The 17960-nt window shown below is 71.6% G+C and carries 14 protein-coding genes and 2 pseudogenes; 4 read left to right on the top strand and 12 right to left on the bottom strand.

Annotated elements, in window-relative coordinates; all coding sequences use genetic code 11:
* Positions 1 to 339: pseudogene (locus tag ABEA26_RS28935) on the top strand (alkaline phosphatase family protein); the annotation flags it as partial.
* Here the strand turns inward: ABEA26_RS28935 and ABEA26_RS28930 are convergent.
* Positions 314 to 802 (bottom strand): PhzA/PhzB family protein, encoded by a 489-nt coding sequence (locus ABEA26_RS28930; RefSeq protein ID WP_345596309.1) that lies wholly within the window; start codon positions 800 to 802, stop codon positions 314 to 316. The pseudogene ABEA26_RS28935 and the gene ABEA26_RS28930 sit on opposite strands and share 26 nt — an antisense overlap.
* A 187-nt stretch (positions 803 to 989) precedes the next feature.
* Here ABEA26_RS28930 and ABEA26_RS28925 point away from each other — a divergent pair, with 187 nt between their 5' ends.
* Positions 990 to 2000: a methyltransferase gene (locus tag ABEA26_RS28925; protein ID WP_345596308.1), complete on the top strand. Its 1011-nt coding sequence runs from the start codon at positions 990 to 992 to the stop codon at positions 1998 to 2000.
* Here the strand turns inward: ABEA26_RS28925 and ABEA26_RS28920 are convergent, their stop codons facing one another.
* From ABEA26_RS28920 to ABEA26_RS28905, 4 genes and pseudogenes are all read right to left on the bottom strand, one after another.
* Positions 2001 to 3908: an anthranilate synthase family protein gene (locus ABEA26_RS28920; RefSeq protein WP_345596307.1), complete on the bottom strand. Its 1908-nt coding sequence runs from the start codon at positions 3906 to 3908 to the stop codon at positions 2001 to 2003. It abuts the gene before it with no gap.
* Positions 3905 to 4528: an isochorismatase family protein gene (locus ABEA26_RS28915; RefSeq protein WP_345596306.1), complete on the bottom strand. Its 624-nt coding sequence runs from the start codon at positions 4526 to 4528 to the stop codon at positions 3905 to 3907. The genes ABEA26_RS28920 and ABEA26_RS28915 overlap by 4 nt, the downstream gene beginning before the upstream one ends.
* A gap of 31 nt (positions 4529 to 4559) precedes the next feature.
* Positions 4560 to 5054: a 3-deoxy-7-phosphoheptulonate synthase gene (locus ABEA26_RS28910; RefSeq protein ID WP_345596305.1), complete on the bottom strand. Its 495-nt coding sequence runs from the start codon at positions 5052 to 5054 to the stop codon at positions 4560 to 4562.
* Between the two features lie 106 nt (positions 5055 to 5160).
* Positions 5161 to 5577, bottom strand: a pseudogene (locus tag ABEA26_RS28905) (3-deoxy-7-phosphoheptulonate synthase); the annotation flags it as partial.
* A 571-nt stretch (positions 5578 to 6148) separates the two neighbouring features.
* Here ABEA26_RS28905 and ABEA26_RS28900 point away from each other — a divergent pair.
* On the top strand, positions 6149 to 7042 hold the full coding sequence (locus ABEA26_RS28900) for an AfsR/SARP family transcriptional regulator (RefSeq protein ID WP_345596304.1): 894 nt from the start codon (positions 6149 to 6151) through the stop codon (positions 7040 to 7042).
* A 6-nt stretch (positions 7043 to 7048) separates the two neighbouring features.
* Here the strand turns inward: ABEA26_RS28900 and ABEA26_RS28895 are convergent, their stop codons facing one another.
* The gene (locus tag ABEA26_RS28895) at positions 7049 to 8179 is read right to left on the bottom strand and encodes a ParB/RepB/Spo0J family partition protein (protein ID WP_345596303.1); all 1131 of its coding nucleotides are present in this window, start codon (positions 8177 to 8179) and stop codon (positions 7049 to 7051) included.
* A 453-nt stretch (positions 8180 to 8632) separates the two neighbouring features.
* Between ABEA26_RS28895 and ABEA26_RS28890 the strand changes: the two genes are divergently transcribed.
* The gene (locus ABEA26_RS28890; protein ID WP_425587913.1) at positions 8633 to 9979 is read left to right on the top strand and encodes an FAD/NAD(P)-binding protein; all 1347 of its coding nucleotides are present in this window, start codon (positions 8633 to 8635) and stop codon (positions 9977 to 9979) included.
* 78 nt (positions 9980 to 10057) lie between these two features.
* Here ABEA26_RS28890 and ABEA26_RS28880 read toward each other — a convergent pair whose 3' ends face one another.
* Genes ABEA26_RS28880 through ABEA26_RS28855 form a run of 6 tightly spaced genes read right to left on the bottom strand, consistent with a single transcriptional unit; the run spans position 10058 to position 16943 of the window.
* Positions 10058 to 10462 carry a GNAT family N-acetyltransferase gene (locus ABEA26_RS28880; protein ID WP_345596301.1) on the bottom strand — a complete coding sequence of 135 codons (405 nt, stop codon included), beginning with the start codon at positions 10460 to 10462 and terminating at the stop codon, positions 10058 to 10060.
* Positions 10446 to 11732 carry an adenylosuccinate lyase gene (gene purB / locus ABEA26_RS28875; RefSeq protein ID WP_345596300.1) on the bottom strand — a complete coding sequence of 429 codons (1287 nt, stop codon included), beginning with the start codon at positions 11730 to 11732 and terminating at the stop codon, positions 10446 to 10448. The genes ABEA26_RS28880 and purB overlap by 17 nt, the downstream gene beginning before the upstream one ends.
* Positions 11733 to 11761: 29 nt before the next feature.
* Entirely contained in the window at positions 11762 to 13261 is a 1500-nt protein-coding gene (locus ABEA26_RS28870; protein WP_345596299.1) for a type I glutamate--ammonia ligase, read from the bottom strand.
* Between the two features lie 3 nt (positions 13262 to 13264).
* The gene (locus tag ABEA26_RS28865) at positions 13265 to 14671 is read right to left on the bottom strand and encodes an amidase (protein WP_345596298.1); all 1407 of its coding nucleotides are present in this window, start codon (positions 14669 to 14671) and stop codon (positions 13265 to 13267) included.
* On the bottom strand, positions 14668 to 16617 hold the full coding sequence (locus tag ABEA26_RS28860) for a hypothetical protein (protein ID WP_345596297.1): 1950 nt from the start codon (positions 16615 to 16617) through the stop codon (positions 14668 to 14670). Before ABEA26_RS28860 ends, ABEA26_RS28865 begins: the two co-directional genes overlap by 4 nt.
* A complete protein-coding gene (locus ABEA26_RS28855) occupies positions 16617 to 16943 on the bottom strand; it encodes a 4Fe-4S dicluster domain-containing protein (protein ID WP_345596296.1) in 327 nt (108 codons plus the stop codon). Before ABEA26_RS28855 ends, ABEA26_RS28860 begins: the two co-directional genes overlap by 1 nt.
* Positions 16944 to 17960 lie beyond the last annotated feature (1017 nt).

Here is a 17960-nt window from a genome sequence, read left to right as displayed (position 1 = left end):
GCGCCCGACTTCGCGCAGCTGGTCGAGATCCACCGCAAACCCGGCTACGACCCGGCCGAACTCTTCATGGACCCCCTCGACCCCTACGTCAAGGTCAAGGCGGCCTCCGCGCTGGCCCGCAAGAAGCTCGGCATGCGCTACCGCATGGCGGTCGTACCCCTGGACCCCACACCCATCCGCGGCAGCCACGGCCGCCTCCCCGCGAGCGACGACGACGGTCCGGTGCTCCTGTGCTCGCGGCCCGGCGCGGTCACGGGCCCGGTGGCGGCCACCGAGGTCAAAGACCTGTTGCTGCGCCTCGCGGGGGCGACGGTCAGGTGGGGATCCCCTCCCGCCTGACCGTCGGGACGGGGATGCCGAGCGCCCGCAGCTGCTGGAACGGGTTCATGAACTCACGGTTCTGCACGATCTTTCCGTCGTCGAGTGCGAACGAGTGCAGGAAGTGGTTCTCGTAGTAGCCCTCGGGATACCCCGGGAACAGGATCCTGCCGTGGCCGTCGCACTCGACCCAGAAGAAGTTCGGGTCCTGCGTCTCGAAGACCTGGATGTTGTACCACTCCCAGTCGGGGAACATCTTCAGCGACCAGACGCCGTGCTCGGCCAGCCGGTCGCGGCCCTTGATGACGATGGGTTCCCCGGTGTCAGCGGTCCACAGTCCGCCGCTGCCGTGCTCCACGAACAGCTCGTGGCGGCGCAACCGCGCCTGCCCCTTCGTGTCCGCCAGGTACTTCTCGACGGTGGCTCGGTTCTTGCGCCGCAGTGCGGCGGCGTCGGTGAAGCCGTGTGCTGCGCCGTCAGCCATGGTGTCCCCTCGGCAATGTGGTCGGGCCGGTCCAGCCGCATTGTCCATCGGGCGGCTCGGAGCCGGGTCGAGCGGTGTTCGAGCCCGCCGCGATGTTCCGGGCGCACGCTGATGCACGCATGCCGGGCCCGTGCATCCTCCGTGCGCCCGTGGGCCCCGAACGGCATGGGGAGAGAGGACCGTACCGATGGCAGCCGACCGCGACCGCCACGAGGAGCTGCTCGATCTGGCTCTTGGATACGTCTACTCGGCGGCGCTGCACGCCGCCGCGCGCTTCGGCGTCGCCGACCGCCTGGCGGACGGGCCGCGCACCGCGGACGAGCTGGCCGGGGCGGTGGGAGCCGACGGTTCGCATCTGTACCGGATGCTGCGCTTCCTCGCCGCCAAGGGCGTCTTCCGCGAGGACGAGACGGGCCGCTTCCATCTCACGCCGCTCGCCGAACCGCTGCGCGGGGATGCGCCGCGGTCGCTGCGCGACTACATCGCGGTGCGCGGCGAGCCGGCGTTCTGGGAATCGGCGGGCCGTCTCCACGACGCGGTCCGTACGGGCACCACCGCGTTCGAGAGTATCTACGGTGTTCCGTTCTACGACCATGTGGCGGCCGAGCCGGAGTTCGGCCGGGACTTCAACTCCAGCATGGCCGCGTTCTCGGAGGCGTTGAGCAATGACGTCGCGGCGGTCTGCGAGTTCCCTGCCGCCGCGAGCGTCGTGGACGTGGGAGGCGGGCGCGGCGGTCTGCTGCGGGCGGTGCTGCGTCGCAACCCTCGGCTGACGGGCACCCTGGTCGACCTGGAGAACGTGGTGGCCGGGCATGTGCTCGACGTTCCCGAGCTGGCCGGCCGGTGGAGCGCCGAGCCCGGGGACTTCTTCGTCTCCGTGCCGGCCGGCGCCGACGTCTACCTGCTCAAGCATGTGCTGGCCAGTTGGCCGGACGAGCAGTGTCTGCGGATACTGCGCACGTGCCGGGCCGCCATGCCCGCGCACGGTCGGCTCCTTGTCATCAACGCGATGATTCCGGCGGGCAACGAGCCGCATCCGGGGAAGACCATCGACATGCTGATGATGACGGTGCTCGACGGCAGGGGCCGTACCCGCGCGGAGTACGAGGCGCTGCTGGCAGCCGCGGGTTTCGCCGTGGCGGGCTTCGCCGAGCCGTCGCCGCACGCGTCGGTCCTCGAGGCCGTCGCGGCGGGCTGATCAGACGGCGCTCGGGGCCGTGGCGGCAGCGAGCAGGCCGGTCAGGACCTCGGCGATGATGCGGGGGCCCTCCCGGGTGAGCACGGACTCTGCGTGGAACTGGACGGAGGCGAAGCCGTCGCCGCGCAGCGCGTGCACCTCGCCGGTGGCGGCGTCCCTGCTCACGCGGACCGTTCCCACCGCGGCCGGATGAGCCGGAACGAGCAGGTCGTCCTCACTGACCAGGGCGAAGGTGTTGTAGAACCCGACGTGTTCGGGGGCGCCGAACAGGTCGATCTCCCGTTGCACGCCCTGGTTGGGCACCTCCCTGCGGCGCAGGGGCAGGCCGAGGCGGAGGCCGAGGACCTGGTGGCTGAGGCACACCGCGAGGAACGGGCGCCGCTCGCGCAGCAGGGTGTCGACGGTGGTGTGCAGGTGCCGCATCCTGGGGTGTGCGGCTTCCTGGGGGTCTCCCGGGCCGGGCCCCATCACCACCAGGTCGTAGTCGTCGAAGGCGTACTCCTCGTCGTAGCGGCGCGTCGTCACGCGCAGCCCCAGGGACCGCAGCTGGCGGTCGATCATCGAGGTGAAGGTGTCCTCGGCGTCGACGACGAGGACGCTGCGCCGGGCCAGTCGGCCCCGCTGCGCACCGCGGGCTTCCTCGTGCGACAGCCAGAAGTGTGCGAGGGCGTCGTTGCGCCGTTCCAGCGCCCGGCGCACGCTCGGGTGGTCGGCGAACCGGTTCGTGCGGTCCCCGTCGAGGGCGGCGACGAGTCCTGCGGCCTTGGCCCGGGTCTCCGCCGCTTCGGAGGCCGGTTCGGAGTGGCGCACGATGGTGGCGCCCACGCCGATGCCGATACGCCCTTCGCGGCTGATGTCGGCGGTACGGATGAGGATCGCGGAGTCCATGACCCGCTGTCCGTCGTCGTCCTGCCCGATGAGCGCGGCGGTGCCGCTGTAGTAGCCGCGCCCGCCCGGCTCGTACCGGTGGATGGTGCGGCAGGCACTCTCCAGCGGACTGCCGGTGACGGTCGGCGCGAACATCGTCTCGCGGAGGATGTCCCGCACATCGAGTGCGGTGCGTCCCTCGATGAAGTACTCGGTGTGGGCGAGCCGGGCCATCTCCTTCAGGTACGGGCCGACGACGCGGCCGCCGTCGTCGCAGATCCGGGCCATCATCTTCAGTTCCTCGTCGAGGACCATGTGGAGCTCGTCGGTCTCCTTGCGGTCGTCGAGGAAGCCGAGGACGCCAGCGAGGGTGGGGCCGGTCGGGGGGTAGCGGTAGGTGCCGCTGATGGGGTTCATGACGGCGGTGCCGGCCCGGAGACTGATGTGCCGTTCCGGGGAGGCTCCGACCAGGGTGCGGGTGCCGGTGTGGATCAGGAAGGTCCAGTGCACCCCCGACTCGCGCTCCAGGAGCCTGCGGAACAGGGAGGGGGCGCTGTGCGGCCCGTAGTCGGTGATGTCGGCGACGAAGGTGCGTCTGATGACGAAGTTCGCTCCTTCCCCGGTGCCGATCATCTCTTTGAGGATGCGGCGCACCACCTCTTCGTACGCGGCGTCGTCGAGGTCGAAGGTTGCGCCGGACATCGGGGTCGGCACGTCGGGCAGGCGTGCCGACACCTCGTTCAGGGGCAGTCGTTGCTGCCCGGTCACGGTCATGGCAACCAGGGGGGTCCCGTCGTCGGCGCAGTCGAAGCCGCGCTCGGCGAGCTGCCGGTACGGCAGGACGGCCAGCACCTCGTGGCGGGCGCCGGGCCCCGGGGAGGGGGGCAGCGGGATGTCGGCGAGCGTGGCGGGCCGGGACACCGGGCCCGTCAGGACGTCGACGTCACCGGGCCCGCCGGTGACGGGCCGGTGTATCAGGGCGTAGGCCTCCAGTCGCCCCTCCAGCACCGCGTCGAGCAGATCGGGGTGGTCGGGACTCATGCGAACACTTCCTTGACCGTGGTGACACGGGCGCAGCGGTGGGCGGCGTACGTGAGGGCGGACCGGTGGTGGGTGTGGGAGAAGTCGGCGGTGGCGTCGGCGACGAGGAAGGGCTGGATGTCGTTCGTGAAGGCGTCGACCACGGTGGCGAGCACGCCGATGTGGGCGTAGACACCGCAGACGACGAGCTGGTCGCGGCCCTGGTCCCGCATCCATCGCAGCAGGTCGGTCCGGAAGAACGCGCTGTAGCGCCACTTGGTGAGGATCCGGTCGTTTCGGCCGGGTGCGAGCGCGTCGACCACCGCTCTGTCCTCGGGGGTGGTGCGCATTCCCGGGCCCCAGAAGTCTTTGAGCAGGCCGCGCTGTTCGTCGGTCATGCCGCCCGGTTGGACGGTGTAGGCGACCGGGACGCCGGCTGCCGCGCATCGCTCGCGCAGCAGTGCGGCGTTGCGCACGAGCTGGGAGCGGAGCTGGCCGGGGAGCGGCTGGAGGAAGTACCGCTGCATGTCGTGGACGAGGAGGACCGCCCGCTCGGGGACGGCGGTCCAGTCCACGAGGGGTGCGGGAAGGTCACCCGCGGCGGGCAACGGGTACGAGCTGATGGGGGGTATGCCGGTCATGGGCTCCACTTCCTGATGGCTTTCCCGGGGCTCAGGCGGTCCAGGCCGAGACCACGGACATCGCCTGTGAGGGGTTGAGGCGGGGGTCGCAGTGGGAGGTGTATCGATCGCCCACCGCGTCGAGGTCGGCTTCGCCCGTGGCGCATTCCGTGACGTCGTCCGGGGTGGTCTCCAGGTGCAGTCCATGGCCGGCGCCGCGTACGGCGCGGACGAGACGGGGCAGCCGTCCGGCGACGGCATGGGCGCCCATCCGCACGATGAGGGTGAGCCGGCCGGGCTCGCGCCGCGGGTCGAGGCGTTCGCACAGGGCGAGCAGGTCGTCGGGGTGCGTGGTGCGGCCGATCTTGCAGGCCACCGGGTTGCTCACCTGGGCCAGCAGGGCGATGTGGGCGCCCTCGACCTGACGGGTGCGCTCGCCGGTCCCTGGCCAGTGGGTCGATCCGAGGAACAGGCGACCCGTGGCGGGGTCGGTGCGCAGCAGGGGGATCTCGTAGTCGAGGACGAGGGCCTCGTGGCTCGTCCACACCCGGGCGGTCGCCTGTGCGCCGGTCCAGGTGCCCGATGATGTCGCCGGCCGTCATGCAGCCGTTCAGGATCCGCAGGGGGTCGGGCCTGCGGTGCTCGTGGTCCGGCTGCGGACCGTTGCCCATGTGGCCGGGGAACACGGGCAGTTCGGTGCCGTTGACGAACTCGGTGGTGCCGGAGCGGGGTTCGGCGAACTGTCCCGCGATGCGCCCCGCGCGCAGCACGGGTGTGCGGGTGGCGCGGTCGAGGGCGCCGGCGAGCAGGTCGAGCACGGCCGTCGTGCGGTCGACGTGGAGCCGGGTGCAGTCGTCCGGGTCCTCGGCGCAGTCCCCGGACTGCAGCACCGTGGCGTCGCCGAGTGCCACGGCGCCCAACAGGGTCCGGAGCGTGGTCGCGTCGTCGGCCCGTACGAGCGCAGGGCGGGCGGCCAGCGCTTGCCGCACCCGGTGCACGTGCCGGGGGTCGCTCCATTCGGGCTGCTGCAATGCCCCGCGGACGCGAATCCCCCGTATGACGTCTTCCATGACGCTCCGATCCAGCGGTTTCTGCCGTTGCCGACTCATGGACGGAAGGCATTCCGGGCGGCTCACTATTCCGTCGAGCGCCTGGCGTCTGCAAGGTATTTCACCGTCCCGCGACGGACATCCCAGGGCCGTTCGAGGGGGAATCGAGGACGTTTTGGGTCCGGCGTTTCCTGCTGGGCGTCGGCGTACACCGTGAGGAACACTGCGAGCCCCAGGGCGCCGCTGGCTTCCGGCCCCGGAGCGGTGAAGGGGACGGGCTGCGTACAGCCCGTGGTGAGTGCGCGATACGTGCGCAGCGCGGCTGCGACGAGTTCGGGCGGGGGGTGGTGCGGTGGCTGGGTCGACATGACGGCACTCCTCCTGCAACGCGCTCTACATACGCTTGAATCGCTCTGGAGAATTCATCTACGGAACCCCGGATGCCGCTGAGGAAAACCGCGCTGCCGCTGCCGAACCCTTACTCTCCAGAACTCTGCGGCACGCTCCTCGAAGCTCCTGGAGGTAGAGCGGAATGGAGTTTCGGATCCTTGGTTCTGTAGAAATCTGTGACGATCAGACCGGTCTGCGGGTCATGCCCTCGGGCGTCAAACAGCGGGCGCTGCTGGGCGCCCTGGTGGTGAGCGTCGGCAGGGATGTGCCCTCGGGGCGCCTGGTCGAAGAGCTGTGGGGCGATCGGCCGCCTGCCCGTACGGCCAACGCCCTGCAGGCCCATGTCGCCCGGCTGCGCCGATTGTTGCCGGCCTCCAGCGGTACGGGCGCCCGCCACGACTGGCTGGTGACCAGGCCGACCGGGTACGCCTTGCGGGCCGACCACTCGACCACCGACGCGCAGCGCTTCCACCGGCTGGTCTCCGAGGGACGCAGGTCGGTCTCCGGGGACCCGGAGCGTTCGGTGCAGCTCCTGCGTTCGGCGCTGGCCCTGTGGCGTGGCCGGGCGTTCGAGGGCAGCGAGCGGGGACCCATCTGTGCGACGGAGGCGTCGATACTCGAAGAGGCCCGCATGGTGGCCCTCGAGTCGCTGTACGACGTCTGTCTGCACGTCGGCCAGCATGAGCGCATCACGGGTGAGCTGGAAGGACTCACGGCGAGCCATCCGCTGCGGGAACGGTTCGCCGAGCTGTTGATGATGGCCTTGTACCGGTGCGGTCGGCGGGCCGAGGCGCTGGGCGCGTACGAGCAGGTGTACCGTCGGCTGATCCGCGATCTGGGCGTGGAGCCGGGGCCTTCGCTGCGCCGGTGCCGGGAGGCGATCCTGTACCACCGCGAGCCCCACCCGGCCCGGAGCGTCGAGCCGGGCCGGGCGGAGATGCCGGCGGCGCACACCCCCGATGACGAGGTGAGCGTGCGCCTCCTGCGCAGCGAGGTCGCCGTGCTGCGCCGCCGGGTCGAGGAGCTCTGCCGGGAGCGGCAGGCTCTGGCCACCCGGCACTGCGGCGCCGCGTTCCCGTCCTCCTCACCGGCGTGAGCCGTCCTAGGCACCGGATCGGCAGCTGTCCAACTCGGCGGCCTCGGCGCCGTCCTGGGCCTCCTCGAAGGCGCGCAGTTCGTCGGCGAACACCCGCCACTGCTCCGAGTAGCCGCTCATCAGGGCGGCCATCTGGCCGGTGCAGTGGGGCGGCAGACTGGAGATGATCCGGTGCCGCTCCCGCGCCATGAGCGAGCAGGCCTCCAGCATGCGCAGCACGCTGCGGCCGGCCTCGGTGAGCCGCAAGGAGGGGTCCCTGCGCAGCGACTCGAAGATGGTGAAGAGCTCTCCGGGCGAGCGGGACTCGGCGGCCTGCTGGGCTGCGGGCCGTTCGGTCCTGGGACCGCGTTGGACGGCCTGGCCGCGCTGGCGCGGTGTGACCGGGTCCTCACCGCGCAGCACCCGTTTGCGCACATCTGCGACGGTTACCGGGGATATGCCCGCCTTGCGGGCCACCGCGCGCAGCGACGCGCTGGGATCGGCCTGCAGCAACTCCCCCGCCAGTTCCCGGCCGCGCACACTGTTCAGCGGCCGCAGCCGGCCGTCCAGACCGATGCGGCGCTCACCGCGCGCCGGGTCGACCGAACGCCGCCGGATCTCGGAGATCTTCTTGGCCGACAGGCCGGCGATGACGGCGATGGCCCGGTCCGACCAGTAGGGGTGCGTCGTGACGATCCGCTCGACCGCGGCAGTGCGGTCGGTGTGGGACAGCGGACGTCCCTGGACGATGTTCATCGCCACCGCCAGCAACGCGGCGTCCTGGACCGAGCCGTGGAAGAAGCGGGCCGCGATGTGCCCCCGGCCCCTCAGTTGCGCTGCGCGCAGGCGGTGCAGTCCGTCGATCACGGTCATCGTGTCCCGGTGCACGACGATCGGCGGGAGCTCGGTCTCCAGTTCGGCGAGAGTGAGCGCCCACTTCCCGTCGACCCCTTCGGTTCGGGGCGTCTCGCTGACCCGCACGTCGGACAGCCGTACCTGTTCGACCGGTCCCTCGTGGAGCATGGTGTCGCGCAGGGCGAGCAGGCTTTCGGAGGTGGTGTCGGACGTGGTGGCGGCGACGGGGGACCCGGCGTCCGGTCCGGCGTCGAATCCTGTTCGCCCGGGTACGGGCAGGGGCACGACCTGATTCCTTGTCACCGCGACTCCTCGTCATGGGTGGGCGTGGCGGCCCGTTCGTGGGCCGGAAAGGTCGTCGAGGACACTCGCAACACGGACTGACAGAGCGCTGACGCGGCGCTGACATCGCACGTTCGTGCCGCGCTCGGGACACGCTCCGTCGCAGCAGGCTTCGGCAACGTCCCCGGTCCGTCGCCTCAAGTGGTGCTCCACCGTGGCTCACGGGCCGCCTCCGGTCCCCGTCCGGCCTCGCGGCCGACGCTGGCCAAGGCGGCCCCGGGTTCGGCCCGCAGTCCAACAGAGTCGTCGCAGAGGCAGCCGCGCCGCGGGCCGGCTGTCCCGTTCGGCTGAGCGGAGTGCGGTTGTGAACAGCGGACGTATCGAGGTGTGCCTGGTCGGCGCAGGCCCGCGCGGGCTGTCCGTGCTGGAACGGCTCTGCGCTCAGGAGCGCAAAAGTCGCCCCGCTGCAGCCAGGTGACCATTCATGTCGTCGACCCCGGCCCTCCCGGAGCGGGCCTGGTCTGGCGGCCTTCGCAGTCCCGTCGCCTGCTGATGAACACCGTCGCCTCCCAGGTGACCGTGTTCACGGATGCCAGCGTCACCATCGAGGGGCCGCTGGAGGAGGGCCCGAGTCTGTACCAGTGGGCCGCGTCCCTGGCCGCCAGGGATCCCCGTGCCCTGGTCGCCGGCCGGGACGCGCCGGGCGAGGCGGTACTCGCGCAGGCGCGAGCCCTGGGACCGGACTCGTACCCGACCCGTGTTCTGTACGGCCAGTACCTGTCCTGGGTCTTCCACCACGTCACCGGGAAGGCCGCCGGGCATGTGACGGTGCGGGTGCACCGGGCCCGGGCGGTGCGCCTGGCCGACGGCGACCGGGGCCTCGGCGGTGCCGGGCCGCAGACGGTGGTCCTGGAGGACGGCACCGAACTGTCCGGTCTGTCGGCCGTGGTGCTCGCGCAGGGCCATACGCCGACGACGGCCGACGCCGCCGAGCGGGAGCTGCCGGCGTTCGCGTCCCGCAACGGCCTGGTCCACATCGCTCCGTCCAGCCCGGCGGACGTGGACCTGTCCCGCATCGCCCCGGGCCAGACGGTGCTCGTGCGAGGGCTCGGCCTGAACTTCTTCGACTGCATGGCACTGTTCACCCAGGGCCGCGGCGGATTCTTCGAACGCGTCGAGGGCCGCCTGGTCTACCGTCCGTCGGGCCGGGAGCCTGCGCTGTACGCCGGCTCCCGGCGCGGTGTGCCCTACCAGGCGCGAGGAGAGAACGAGAAGGGGCGCCCACGGGCGTTACCTTCCCAGGCTGCTGACGGCCGAGTACGTCGCCGGTCTCTCTCCCGCCCGGTTCGGCACCGATCTGTGGCCGCTGATCGCCCGGGAAGTGCAGTGCGTCTACTACGAGACGCTGATCGCCCACCGCCACGGCCGGGGCGCCGCGGACGAGTTCGCCGCCGCGTGGCGCCGAGGAGCGCGACGAGGACGGTCCCGCCTTCGTCGCGTCGTCGAGCGTCCTGCCGGGGTCTGACGGGCTTGTCGGTGCGCCCGGAGCGGATGCGCGGGAACACGGAAGCGACCGGCGGACAGCTCGTCTCGGAGCGGGTGCCGGCCGTGCTGGCTCCCGCACTGGGCAAGGCCGCGGCCAAGCAGGTGCTGAGCGACGCCTCGGCGGCCGCGACCGCCGACGGCCGGCCACTGGCCGATGTGCTGGCCGAAGTCCCCCAGGTGCGGGGCCGGTTCACCCGCGCGGAACTGGCCGCACTCCTTGACCCCGCGGCCTACACCGGAGTGGCCGCCGAACTCGTGGACCGGGCGCCGGCCTGACCGGCGGACACGGCAGCAGACACGATTGAGGGCCGCCGCTCGGCCGGGACGGCGGACGCGGCGGCCCTGTGGGCGGTGTCAGGGGTTGAGGACCCAGGCGGAGTTGTGCGCCGTGAAACCGATGTGGGGGTAGTACTCCGTGGCGGCGGGCGCGGACAGCAGCACGATCTTGGCCGTGGGTGCCTCCTTGCGCGTGGCGTCGATGAGCGCGCGGCCGACGCCGGTGCCCTGGTGCTCCCGCACGACGGCGATGTCCGACAGGTAGGTGACGTAGGAGAAGTCCGAGACGCTGCGGGCGATGCCGATCAGCCTGCCGTCGTCGTCACGCGCGACGACGACGAGGTTGGCGTGACGCACCATGTCCGCCATGCGCTGCCGGTCCTCGACGGGGCGGCGTTCACCCAGTCCCGACTCCCGGTACACGGCGAGCACCTGGTCCAGGTCCAGGCTCTCACCGGGGGTGCGGTCAATCGTCCAGGACACTGAGGTCCTCCAATCGGCTGCGGATCACGTCGTGGTTGGTCAGGAAGCGCTGCGGTTCGAGCTGGTCGAGGGTGACGCCGGTCCCGGCGAGCGCGTCGGCGAAGTGCTCGCCCGTGGTGGCGGTGCGGTCGGCGGCCGCCTGGACGCTGCGATAGGCCTGCTCCCGCGGGATGCCCCGGCCCAGGAGCTCGGCCAGAACCGAAGAACTGTAGACCAGCCCGTCGGTCTGGTCGATGTGGGCCCGCATCCGCTCGGCGTCGATCTCCAGGTGGGTGATGAGGCTGACGGCCGCCTCCGCCTGGAAGTGCCCGACGGACAGCGCGTCCGGCAGGATGACGCGCTCGACGGACTGGTGGGCCAGATCGCGTTCGTGCCACAGCGCCACGTCCTCCAGAGCGGCGGTGGCGTAGCCGCGCAACAGCCGGGCCAGACCGCACAGCCGCTCGCTGGTGGTCGGGTTGCGCTTGTGCGGCATGGCGCTCGATCCCTGGTAGGCGCTGCTGCGCCGCTCCTCGACCTCGCGGACCTCGGTGCGCTGCAGCAGCCGCATCTCCAGGGCGATCTGCTCGATGCAGGCGCCCAGCGTGGCGACGGCCTGCAGGAGCTGAGCGTGCCGGTCGCGGGCCACCACTTGGCTGGGGGCGGGTTCGACACCGAGCCCCAGTGCCTCGCACACATGGGTTTCGACGAACGGGTTGATCAGCGCGTACGTGCCGACGGATCCGGAGACGGTACCGACGGCGACAGCGTCACGAGCGGCGGCCAGGCGCGTCACGCAGCGGTCGACGGCGAAGGCGTAGCCGGCGAGTTTGTGCCCGAAGGTGGTGGGTTCGGCGTGGACCCCGTGGGTGCGGCCGACCATGACCGTGTCCCAGTGCTCCAGGGCCCGCTGGACGAGGACGCGACGCAGGCGGCGGGCTGTGCCCTGCAGCAGGTCGGCGGCCCGGCCGAGCGTGTGGCCGAGGGCTGTGTCGACCAGGTCGTAGCTGGTCATGCCGAGGTGGACCCAGACGGCGGAGGTCTCGGGGATGTCCTCGCAGTAGGCTGCCAGGAACGACAGGACCTCGTGGTCGCGTTCCTTCTCGATCTCCGCGACCCGGCTCGGCAGCGGCACCCTGGCCCGTCGCATGTCCTCGACGGCCGCCTCGGGGACGATGCCGAGCCGCATCTGTGCCTCGGAGGCGAGGATCTCCACCCGGGTCCAGAGCGCGTAGCGGTTCTGGTCCGAGAACAACTCGGCCATGGCGGGCAGCGTGTAGCGAGGAATCATGGGACTGCTTTCGTCTGCGGGCGGTCGTTTCAGTAGGCGCCGAAGTACTCGCGCTGCTCCCACTGCGTCGTCCGGTCCGGCTGGGCGGGGTTCTGCGCGCACCAGGTCTCGTAGCGGCTCAGTTCGCTCTCCTTGAGCTTGGTCAGGCACGCCGTGAGCGGCGCGCCGAGCAGTTCGGCGGCGCGCCCGGCGCGGAAGGCGTCCAGGGACTCGCTCAGTGACTGGGGCACCAGCAGTTCTCCGGGTTCGGCGGGTCCCCCGGCAGCCCCGGAGACCAGGCCGTCGAGGCCGGCGAAGAGCTGTGCGGCGATGTTCAGGTACGGGTTGGCGCACGGCTCGCCCACGCGGTTCTCGATGTGTGCGCCCGCACCGCTGCCGACCACGCGCAGCATCGCGCTGCGGTCCTCCACGCGCCAACCGATGCGTGTAGGGGCCAGGCTGTGGTGGGCCGCCAGTCGGCGGTAGCCGTTGACCGTGGGCACCGACAGCACGAACAGGTCGCGTGCCCAGTCCAGCAGGCCGTCCGCGTACGCCTTTCCGTCGGGAGACATGCCTCCCGACGGCCCTTCGGCCTCGAACAGGTTGCGGCCCGTGGCGAGGTCGACGACCGACTGGTTCAGGTGCCAGCCGCTGGGGTCCGCGCTGTCGACGGCGGGCTGGGACATGAAGGACGCGTGGTGGCCGCGCGCGGCACAGAACTGCTTGGTGACCGTACGGAACAGCAGCATCGCGTCCGCGGCGTCCAGTGCGGTCATGGGGCTGAAGGTGGTCTCGACCTGGCCGGGTCCTGACTCGTGTTCCATGGACCGCAGGGGCAGGCCGAGTGCGAGCAGGTGCAGGGCGAGCGGGTCGGTGAGGGGGGCGACGGTGTCGTAGTGCGCGTCGAGGTTGAACTGGTAGCCGGCGTTGACCGCGGCGACCCGGGGGGCTTGGCCCTGCTGCCCGAAACCGTTGCCGGTGTTGCCCGGTTCGTCGTCGAGACGGCGGGTGAGGTACCACTCGACCTCCAGGCCGACGGCGGGGGCCAGCCCCCGGCTGTCGTACTGCGCCAGGACGCGGCGCAGCACGGCGCGCGAGGACAGCGGATGCGGTGTGCCGTCGCGCAGGTACTCGTCGGCGAGGACCCACGCGGTGCGCGGTGTCCGACCCGGCAGGATCTGGAAGGTGAGGGGGTCGGGGACCGCCACGAAGTTGCCCGCGCCGGTGAGTTCGCCGACGCCGACTCCGGGGTCGGCGTCGAGGAAGTCCACGGCGACCGCGTGGCCGGTGTCGAAGAGGAACGGACCGGGGCTGAAGTTCATGCCGTTGCGCAGCACGGCGCGGAAGGCGTCGGCGGTGAGGGTCTTGGAGCGGGCCAGACCGTGCGGGTCGCCGAACGCGAGCCGTACCAGGTCGACTTGGTCGAGCTCCGCCTCGATGTGTGCGGCGGCGGCCGACTGGGCGTCGTCCCACAGGCCGTGGTCCGCGACGAAGGAGGGGCGCCCGACGCTGCCCTGTTCGGACAGGGGGGTCCAGGACCGGATGCGCATGGTTCAGGGCGTCCTTTCGCCGGAGGAGAGAGCAGGTGTGGTCGCGGGCGGGGTGAGCGGCCCGCCCAGTTCGGCCTCCAGCTGCCGGGCCGCGGCCAGCACGAGTGCGTCCGCGCCGACAGGGCCGACGAGCTGCACGGCGGCCGGCAGCCCGGACCGGGTCAGCCCGGCCGGGAGGGACACCGCGGGCTGGCCGGTCATGTTGAACGGGTAGGCCGCCGGAGCCCAGGCCAGCCACTGCAGATCACGCGGGTCGGCGGCCCAGGCGGGCGCCACGGCGCCGGCCGGCGGCGGCTCGATGGGGACGGTGGCCAGGGCCAGCAGGTCGTAGCGCTCCATGACGGCACGCATGCGGGCGCGCAGCGACTGGCGCACGCCCTCGGCCCGCATGACGGCCTCGCCGCTGAGCGTGCGCCCGTAGCGGACGATCTCCAGTCGGCCCGGATCGCACCATTGCTCGGCCCACGGCGGGGTGTCTGCGGCCTCCGCGGCGGCCAGGATGTCGACCAGGGCGGGGTAGGGGTCGTCGTACGGTGCCGGGACGGACTCGACCTGGTGTCCCAGGGCGAGCATCGCCTGGCGGGCGCGATCGGTGACGCGGGCGATCTGCGGGCTGGTGCCGTCGTGGTGGATCCAGCCCACCCGCAGCCTGCGGCGGTCCCGGGCCCGGTCCAGGCTGCCCAGTGCCGAATCGGGGTCGTCGACATGCGGGCCCGCCGCCACCTGGGCGAGCAGGGCCGCATCGGCGACGGTCCGGGTCAAGGGGCCCTGGTGGGCGAGCCGGTCGATGCTGTTGGGCGAGTAGGGCAGCCGTCCGTAGCTGGGTTTGTAGCCGACGACACCGCAGAACGCCGCCGGAATACGGATGGAGCCCGCCCCGTCGGTGCCCAGGGACGCCTCGCACAGCCCCGTGGCCACGGCTGCGGCCCCACCGCCGGTGGAACCGCCGGCGGTCAGGGAGGGGTCGTAGGGGTTACGGGTGGAGGGGCTGACGCGGCTGACGGTGGAGGCGCTCCAGCCGTACTCGGACGTGGTGGTCTTGCCCACGATGACGGCGCCCGCGGCCCGCACCCGTACCACGGCCGGTGCGTCGCGGGGAGCGCGGTTGTTGCGCAGCAGTGATCCGCGCCGGGTGGGCAGGTCCTGTGTCTGCAGCAGATCCTTCACCGAGACGGTGACACCCAGCAGTGGCAGGTCCTGCCACGCCTGCTCCCCCATCTCCCGGATACGGGCGTCGGCCTTCTCCGCGGCGGCCAGGGCGTCGTCGCCCGCGACGGCCACGAAGGCATCCAGCGCGTCCCGGTTCTTGATGGCGGCCAGCGTGGCCTGGACGTGCTCGGTCACCGTGAGCGCGCCGCTGAGCAACCGTCGCCGGGTGGCGGCGATTCCGTGTCCGAGATCAGCGCTCACGACGGGCCCGCCCCGGCCGGTGTGCCAGGCTCCGTACCGGTGATCTGCCGCCAGTGCCAGGGGGAGTCGAAGGCGGTGACCTCGATGTGTTCACCGGCTGCGGCGAGCTGTGCGGCCGCCGTGGTGGCCGCGGCGACGAGACGGGAGACCCGGTGTGCCGCCAGGAGGTCCTGCTCGGTGAAGGCCGGGCCCTCGCAGCGCAGCAGCCGCAGGTCGAGGAATCCGTTGAACTGCCGTCCGTCGACGGTGACCGCCTGCGGTGACCGGATGGAGAACCGGACCTTGTTGTTGACGTGCCCGTGATGGTGCTGGTCGGAGTAGAGGGAAATGTCGGGGATGGTCGGGGGAACGAAGTGGTCGCGTGCGACGACCGAGCGGTCGCGGGGCAGGTTCCCGGGGACGAAGTGCCAGGAGTTGTACTGCATGCGCGACGACATGGCCCAGGCGGTGTCGGCGACGGCGGCGATCGATCCCCCGAAGTGGCGGGCGGCGTCCGGCAGGGGGACGACACAGCAGAAGTAGTGCGTGATGTCCCAGGCGCAGATCTGCTCCCACTGCTCGTCCCGCATCGCCGTGATCAGCGCGGGCAGGGAGCGTATCCCCCGGCTCATGGCGAAGTCGGCGCGCAGGGCGGAGCCGACGGCGGTGACCGCATGGTGGACGAGCGACTCGAGGCCGGTGCCGAGGTCACCGTGCGGTGCGGTCAGCCAGGCGGGGGTGCGGACGATCTCGTCGCCGAGCTCGGCGAGTGTGGTGCCGGTGAACGGCAACCGGGCTCGCAGGTCCCGGCAGATCGCCACCTCGGTCTCCTGGGCGGCGCCGGCGAAGGGCCCGGCGACCCGCTCGATCTTGTGCATCAGCGCGCCGTGGATCTCGCGGTAGAGCTGTGCGCTCGCGCCGACCTCGGGCCGCCGCTCGCACAGGTTCTCGGCGAGCGCCATGAGGTCGGTCACCTGCGCCGAGGCGGCCGGGGCGACGCCGGGAGCGGGCAGGATCTCGTTGTAGCCGCCGCGGATGTGTTCGAGCATGGACGCCACGTGGTCGATGGTGAGCTGGGTGCCGTTGGCCTCTTCCACCCGGCCGAAGCCGGAGGAGGCGATCAGCAGGGACAAGCCGACCACGAGCTCCACGTCGCTGTCGGACCACAGGTCCAACGGCACCCCGTGCAGGCTGCTGAGGGCGCAGTCGGGGTGTCCGGGCCACAGGGTCTTGCCGGTGAGGGTGTTGCGGTCACGGAAGTTCGTGTACTGGTCGTCCCCGCGGTACAGGACGAAGGGCGCGGTGCGCTGGGCTGCTTCCTTGGCCTGTTCCAGCAGTTCGTCGCGGCCCTTGGCGCCCTGCTCGGCCAGCCACCGGCGGCAGTCGGCCACCGCCTCGGTCTGCCGGGCCGCTGTCCGCGACAGTTCCTGTCGGTAGCGGTGCAGTGCCTGCTGCGACCAGGGCACGCGCAGGGTCCCCCCGGCCACGCGCTCACGCTGCAGCGGTGCCTGGGAGGGACCGCGCAGCACGATACGGCCGCTGGTGCTCAGGGCGATCTCGCCGAGGAAGGTCCGCTCCTCGTCCCGGGAGGTGTCCTCGTCCTGCGTCTCCGCGGCCGCCGAGGGCGGGCCGAGCGGGGCCGCTTGGTCGTCGTCGCGCCAGGTCAGGCCGAAGAGGGCCCTCAGCGCGGCCTCGTCGTGGCGGCTCAGGGCGCGCAGCTGGACGTCGGCCGGCACATGTCCGTCGAGCGTCAGCAGGATCTCCACCGCGGCGCGCAGATCGCCGGCCTGCTCGGCGCGGTGCCAGGTCCGGGTGAGCAGGGCGGGGAATCCGGCGTCGGTCCGCCGGCCGCGGTCGAGGGAAGCGGAGGTGCCGGCCGGGTTGCCGAGCCTGCTGGGGCGTCGGCTGATCCGCTTGCGGGCGTTGGCTGCGCGGCGGGACTCACCACGGTCGACAGGAGCGGGCATCAGGCACCTTCGGTGGTGAGTTCAATGTGGTTCCACACGGATTCCTCCGTCGGCGTCCAGTCCTCGTCGACGTAGATGCAGTCGACCGGGCACTCCAGGACGCACGACGGGCAGCCCGAGCAGAGCTCTGGGATGATCACAACGTCCAGTCCGATGTCGAAGATGGCGCCGAACTCCGCCGGGCAGCTGCGCAGGCAGGTGTCGCACGTGATGCACTCGGAGGTCTCGATACGCCGTGGCGGCTTCTTCCAGCCCTCGGCGCGGGTGCGTTCGGCGATCCGCTGGGCCCGCCCTGACGGCGCCTGCGGGGCTGTGGACTCTCTCACGTCGGCTTCCACGGGCTCTGCCCCCTTTTGAGTCGTCTCGGCCTCAGTTCGGCGGCCGATGCAGCGATTCTCGACGCGGGGTCTCGACCGGAGCCGCAGCGTCGCTGGAGCCGCGGTCGAACGCGCATCGGGCGGGACGGGCGGGGCCCCACGATCCTGCGTGGGGCCCGGCCCGTGTCCCGGCGGCCTGCCGGAGCGCTTCAGGCCGCGCTCACGCCGCGTACAGGTCGAAGGTCGACGTCCTGCGGGGTCCGGCGATGACGTCGAGCCGGGGATCCACCGCGAGCATCGCCTGGTGCAAGCGCTGCAGCTGCGGCGAGGGCTCCACGCCGAGCTCGGTGATCAGCCGCTGCCTCAGCCGCCGGTAGACATCGAGGGCGGAGGCCTGCCGGCCCGACCGGTAGAGGGCCACCATCGCCTGGGAGTGGAGCCCTTCGTTACGCGGGTAACGGGCCGTCAGGTCAGCCAGTTCCGCGATCAGCTCGACATGCCGGCCCAGCCTCAGTTCGGCGTCGATCCGCCGCTCACGGGCGACCAGGCGGCTCTCCTCCAGCCTCATCACCTCGATCTCCAGAATCGCTCCCGCATGCACGTCGACGAGGGCCGGCCCCTCCCACATGCCGAGCGCCTCGCTCAGGCAGTGGGCCGCGCGCTCGTCCTCGCCCCGGTCGAAGGCCTGACGGCCCTCGGTGACCAGGCGTTCGTAGGTGTGGACGTCGACGGCGGCCGCCGGGATCTTCAGCATGTAGCCGTCATAACGGGTGGCGAGGATCTCCTTGACCGACTCGGCGCGCTCCGCGGGGAGCGCCTTCGCGATCATCCGGCGCAGCTGCAGGATGTAGGTCTGCAGCGTGGTCAGCGAACTCTGCGGCAGGTCGGTGCCCCAGAGCTCCTCCATCAAGGTGGGCACCGGCACCACGCGGCCGGGATACAGCGCCAGAAACGCGAGGACCTGACGCGGTAAGTCGGATCGTAGCCATGTCGTTCTGTGAGCCAAGGAGTTGCTTACGTGAATTG

Origin of the sequence: Streptomyces marokkonensis (assembly GCF_039539045.1) — a bacterium.
GTDB lineage: Bacteria > Actinomycetota > Actinomycetes > Streptomycetales > Streptomycetaceae > Streptomyces > Streptomyces marokkonensis.
This window is presented reverse-complemented; position numbering and strand designations above follow the sequence as displayed.

Bases quoted from the DNA above. Each gene is read 5' to 3' on its own strand.
- ABEA26_RS28860 (WP_345596297.1), bottom strand. From the start codon at position 16,617: ATGCCCGCTCCTGTCGACCGTGGTGAGTCCCGCCGCGCAGCCAACGCC.
- ABEA26_RS28930 (WP_345596309.1), bottom strand. From the start codon at position 802: ATGGCTGACGGCGCAGCACACGGCTTCACCGACGCCGCCGCACTGCGG.
- ABEA26_RS28925 (WP_345596308.1), top strand. From the start codon at position 990: ATGGCAGCCGACCGCGACCGCCACGAGGAGCTGCTCGATCTGGCTCTT.
- ABEA26_RS28870 (WP_345596299.1), bottom strand. From the start codon at position 13,261: ATGCGCATCCGGTCCTGGACCCCCCTGTCCGAACAGGGCAGCGTCGGG.
- ABEA26_RS28915 (WP_345596306.1), bottom strand. From the start codon at position 4,528: ATGACCGGCATACCCCCCATCAGCTCGTACCCGTTGCCCGCCGCGGGT.
- ABEA26_RS28920 (WP_345596307.1), bottom strand. From the start codon at position 3,908: ATGAGTCCCGACCACCCCGATCTGCTCGACGCGGTGCTGGAGGGGCGA.
- purB (WP_345596300.1), bottom strand. From the start codon at position 11,732: ATGATTCCTCGCTACACGCTGCCCGCCATGGCCGAGTTGTTCTCGGAC.
- ABEA26_RS28900 (WP_345596304.1), top strand. From the start codon at position 6,149: ATGCCCTCGGGCGTCAAACAGCGGGCGCTGCTGGGCGCCCTGGTGGTG.